The sequence below is a fragment of the Bifidobacterium jacchi genome (assembly GCF_009078285.1).
Lineage (GTDB): Bacteria > Actinomycetota > Actinomycetes > Actinomycetales > Bifidobacteriaceae > Bifidobacterium > Bifidobacterium jacchi.
In genome coordinates this window covers 10722-15998 of sequence record NZ_RQSP01000046.1, presented here as the reverse complement: position 1 = coordinate 15998, position 5277 = coordinate 10722, and the positions used below count along the sequence as shown (strand labels likewise).

General features: G+C 62.0%; 3 protein-coding genes. All 3 read left to right on the top strand.

Annotated elements, in window-relative coordinates:
* Nucleotides 1–293: 293 nt before the first annotated feature.
* Entirely contained in the window at nucleotides 294–1091 is a 798-nt protein-coding gene (locus tag EHS19_RS09260; protein WP_151917470.1) for an ABC transporter ATP-binding protein, read from the top strand.
* Nucleotide 1092: 1 nt separating this feature from the next.
* A complete protein-coding gene (locus EHS19_RS11085) occupies nucleotides 1093–3972 on the top strand; it encodes an extracellular solute-binding protein (RefSeq protein WP_206666351.1) in 2880 nt (959 codons plus the stop codon).
* Nucleotides 3973–4241: 269 nt separating this feature from the next.
* Nucleotides 4242–5277: 2-aminoethylphosphonate--pyruvate transaminase (locus EHS19_RS09250; protein WP_151917473.1), on the top strand; the 1036-nt coding region annotated here is incomplete at its 3' end.

Here is a 5277-nt window from a genome sequence, read left to right as displayed (position 1 = left end):
CAAACAAGCCCCACCTCAAACCCCAAACAACGCCTGAACACGCAGCAAACTCCAAAACTACGCAGTTCAAACGTAGTTTTACTTGATATTCACATTCTTTTTAATGACTTTTCCCCCTATCCGGCCAACAACGGCGTCAACCGGCCTGAATATGGAAATCGCGGCGGGAGGTTGTAGTCGCAACAAGCAACAAGCAACAACTGAATACCGAACGGACATGTCGGCCCACAACAACCGGCATCGACAATAGGGCGGACCGCACAATGCGGAACGCCGGAAGCGAGTTGGGAAATATGCTCGAACTGAAGAACATCACCAAGTCATTCGGGGACGTCCACGTCCTCAACGGCATCAGCCTGACGCTCGGCAACGGCCAGATCATGTCGATCCTCGGCCCCTCCGGCGGCGGCAAGACCACGCTGCTCAACATCATCCTCGGCATCAGCGATCCGACCAGCGGTCAGATCATCTACAACGACGAGGATCTGACCAACGTGCCGATGGAGAAGCGCGGATTCAACATAGTATTCCAGGATTACGCGCTGTTCCCCAACCTCACCGCATACGAGAACATCACGTACGGTCTGCGCAACAATCCCGGCATCTCCTCCGAGGCGGAGATCAAGGAGATGATCTCCCTGCTCGGCCTTGAGGAGCACCTGAACAAGCGCATCGACGAGCTGTCGGGCGGCCAGAAGCAGCGCGTCGCGCTCGCCCGCACGCTCGTGATGAAGCCGAAGCTGCTGCTGCTCGACGAGCCGCTGTCCGCCCTCGACGGCGTGATCAAGGAGTCGATCAAGGCGAAGATCAAGCAGATCGTGGAGCAGTACAAGCTCACCACGATCATGGTCACGCACGACCCGGAGGAGGCGTGCACGATGAGCGACAAGGTCCTCATCATCAACCACGGCAAGATCGCGCAGTACGACACGCCGGAGAACATCATCGAGCACCCCGCGTCCGACTTCGTGCGCACGTTCATCCTGCATCAGCTGGAGGTCAAGCGCAACAACATCTACTCGCTGTTCCACGAAGCCGACCGCGACGCAGCCAACGCAACCGCCACCGCCGGCCGCGCACAGGAGGCCTGACATGTCCACCGAATCGATTCAGGCGGCCAACCGGCTGCCCAACATCCGCCCCGAGATCGTCAACTACGAACGCAAGCCGCGCACGCCCCGGCAAACCGAATTGTGGACGCTGCTCGTGATCGTGGCCGTCGCATTCGCCGCGTTTCTCGTCGTGCCGATGGTCCTCGTCATCATCCGCTCGTTCACCACGCCGGGCGGCGAGGCCACGCTGTCGAACTACGCGGCGGTGCTGTCGCGACCCGAGTTCGGTCGGTCGATCACCAATTCGCTGACCGTTTCGGCGACCGCAGCGCTGTGCGCCGTGCTGCTCGCGTTCCTGCTCGCCTACACGATCAACTGCACCAACGTGCCGCGTGGGCTGAAGAAGGCCATCGGACTGCTCGCGCAGCTGCCGATGCTGCTGCCGACCATCACCTACGGCTTCGCGATCATCTACTCGTTCGGCAAGCAGGGTCTGATCACGCGACTGTTCGGCCACCAGCTGTTCGACATCTACGGATTCAACGGACTGCTCATGGGCTACGTGATCTACACGCTGCCCACCTGCTTCCTGCTGATCAACAACAGCTTCCAGTTCGTTGACAAGAAGTTCATCATCGTCTCGCACATCATGGGCGACAAGCCGATCACGACGTTCCTCAACACGATTCTGCGGCCGCTGATCGGCACGATGGCCGTGGCGTTCATCCAGTCGTTCTTCCTCGCGTTCACCGACTACGGCATCCCGACGTCGGTCGGCGGCGAGTACGACGTGCTGGCGATGACGCTGTTCAACCAGATGCTCGGCTCGATTCCGAACTTCAACCGCGGCGCCGTGATCGCCGTGTTCATGCTCATCCCCTCGATCATCTCGATCATTCTGATGACCGTGCTGGAGCGCTTCGCGATCCGCTACAAGCAGATCAGCCAGGTGGATCTGCCGAAGGGGCCGCGCCGCGACTGGCTGTGCGGCATCGGCTCGGTGGTCACGCTCGTGTGCACGCTGTCGGTGTTCGCGGTGATCCTGCTCATCCCGTTCGTCGCCGAATGGCCGTTCGACACGAGCTTCACATTCGCGCACATCGCGAACATCTTCACCGATTCCGAGCTGACGCAGGTGTTCACGAACTCGCTGTACGTGGCCGTGATGACAGCCATACTCGGCTGCCTGTTCGCCTATGCGGCAGGCCTGGTGACCTCGCGATCCAAGCTGCCGAACTGGGCGAAGCGGTCGGTGGACGCGATCAGCGCGATCATCAACACCGTGCCCGGCATGGTGCTCGGCATCGCGTTCCTGTTCGCATTCTCCGGATCGAGCCTGCAGAACACGTTCTGGATCCTCATCATCGCCAACATCATCCACTACTTCGCGACGCCCTATCAGATGATCAAGGATTCGCTGAGCAAGATGAACGCCGGCTGGGAGACCACCGCCAAGCTGATGGGCGACAACTGGATCAAGACGATCGTGCGCGTCGTCACACCGAACGCCGCGCCGACGATCCTGCAGGTGTTCGGCTACTACTTCGTCAACGCGATGGTGACGATCTCGGCGGTCGTGTTCCTCACCGGCGCGCGTACGCAGGTCATCACCACGAAGATCTCCGCATTGCAGCATATCGCCAAGTTCGATGACGTGTTCGTGCTGTCGCTGCTCATCCTGGTGACCAACCTCGTGGTCAAGGGCGTGATCGCGTTCGCCACGCGGGATCGCTCCGCGGCCCGCGCCAAGGCGAGCGCCCGCGTCACGGTGAAGACCCCGCAGGTCGCCGCGGCCCGTTCGACGGTCGCCGCCGACGCCCACCTGACCGCCGCCACGCAGGCCGCGCGCAACGGCACGCCCGACTTCCCGCTGCCCACCTCCGGCAACCGCAAGGCGCGCAACGCGTTCACCGCAGGTCTGTCGGCGGTGCTCGCGGTGCTGCTCGTCGGCTTTGGATTCGGCGCCACGTCGAGTGCGTCGGCCAACGGTCAGGTCGTGATCTACACGAACGCCGACGACGAGGCCGTGGTCGCCTTCCAGCATGCGCTTGACGACAACGGATTCAAGGGCCAGTACATCATCCAAAGCTTCGGCACCTCCGAACTGGGCGGCAAGATGCTCGCCGAGGGCAGGGCACTGGAGGCCGACATGCTGACGATGAGCTCCTACTACATCGATTCGGCTCAGGAGCGCAACCACATGTTCGCGAATCTGACCGACGTGAAGACGAAGCTGCTCGGCGACACCGAAAACTCCAAGGCGCCCGCGTGGCGCAGCCCGACGACGGCTCAGGAGGGCGCGATCATCGTCAACACGACCGCACTCAAGGAGGCCGGCGTCGAAGCGCCCAAGAGCTTCAAGGAGATGGCCGATCCGAAGTACAAGGGGCTGATCTCCGTGCCTGACATGGAAGGCTCCTCGACCGGCTGGCTCATGGTCCAGGCGATCGCCGACGCCTACGGCACCGGCGCGGAAGGCAAGCAGATTCTCACCGACATCTTCCGCAACGCGGGTCCGCACCTTGAACAGTCCGGCTCGGGCCCGCTCAAGGCCGTGCGCTCCGGCGAGGTGGCGATCGGCTTCGGTCTGCGCCATCAGGCCGTCGCCGACAAGAAGAAGGGGCTGCCGATCGACTACATCGATCCCGAGGAGGGCAACTATTCGCTGACCGAATCGGTGGCGGTGCTCGACAAGGGCCGTGCCACGAATCCGAAGGCGCAGCAGATGGCCGGTGTGATCATCGACAAGGGCCGCAAGGAGCTGCTGGAGACGTATCCGACGCCGTTGTACGAGGGCGAGACCGCACCCGCCAACGCGTCGAAGCGCTCGAAGACGTTCCCCAAGCCGCTGACCGTCGATCTGCTTCAGGAGCATCAGGACTTCTCCGCCGAATGCAAGCGCATCGCGCAGAACGAGTAGCGCAGGACGGATAGCGCAAACCAAAATAGCGCAGAACGAACAGCGCAGATAGCCAACACGGACGGACAACGGATACCCCTGCAAGGTCACCATCCATAGCCTGTCCATAGCCCATCCAACATCCATCCGAACCCACATCCCCAGGCGTGTCGCCTGTAGCCAAGTACAGGCGACACGCCGTTCTTATCTTCAAAACTACGTAGAAGATTACAGCAACTACGTCAGTGACTAGACTCACCCGCAGCATCACAAGAAAGGAACCAATCACCATGGCAAACGAATACAAGCTGCTGACCCCCGGCCCGCTGACCACCACCCGCACCGTCAAGGAGGAGATGCTCTTCGACCACTGCACCTGGGACGAGGACTACCAGCAGATCACGCAGAAGATCCGCCGCCAGCTGCTCGAGCTGGCCCACTGCAACGCCGACGACTACACCGTCGTGCTCATGCAGGGTTCCGGCACCTTCGGCGTCGAGAGCGTGCTGACCTCCGTGATCGGCAAGGACGAGAAGGTGCTGCTGTGCACCAACGGCGCCTATGGCGACCGTCAGGTGAAGATCTGCGAGCACGCCGGCATCGCCTACACGCAGTACGCCGAACCCTACGACCGCATCCCCGATGCCGCCCGCGTGGCCGAATACCTCGCCGCCGACCCGTCCATCACCCATGTCTCGATGATCCACTCCGAAACCACCTCCGGCCTGCTCAACGACATCCAGGCCGTGGCCGCAGTGGCCAAGAAGCACGGCTGCACCTTCATGGTGGACGCGATGAGCTCCTTCGGCGGCGTGGACATCCCGGTGGCGGACTGGGGCATCGACTTCCTCGTCTCCTCCGCCAACAAGTGCATCCAGGGCGTGCCCGGCTTCAGCTTCATCATCTGCAACAAGGCCAAGCTCGAGGCGTCGCGCGGCAAGGCCCGCTCCCTCTCCCTCGACCTGTGGGACCAGTGGAACACCCTCGAGAAGGCCAACGGCAAGTGGCGCTACACCTCCCCCACCCACGTGGTGCTCGCCTTCTCCAAGGCGCTTGACGAGATGTTCGCCGAAGGCGGCATCCCGGCGCGTTCCGCCCGCTATGCCCTGAACAACCACCTGCTCATCGCCCGCATGAAGGCGCTCGGCTTCCGCGTGTTCCTCGCCGACCACCAGGGCCCGATCATCACCACGTTCCTCTACCCGGAAGGCACCCAGTTCGACTTCCACGACATGTACGAGTTCATCAAGGAGCGCGGCTACGCGATCTATCCGGGCAAGCTGACCGATGAGGAGACCTTCCGCCTGGGCAACATCGGCGAGATCT

Bases quoted from the DNA above. Each gene is read 5' to 3' on its own strand.
- EHS19_RS09260 (WP_151917470.1), top strand. From the start codon at position 294: ATGCTCGAACTGAAGAACATCACCAAGTCATTCGGGGACGTCCACGTC.
- EHS19_RS11085 (WP_206666351.1), top strand. From the start codon at position 1,093: ATGTCCACCGAATCGATTCAGGCGGCCAACCGGCTGCCCAACATCCGC.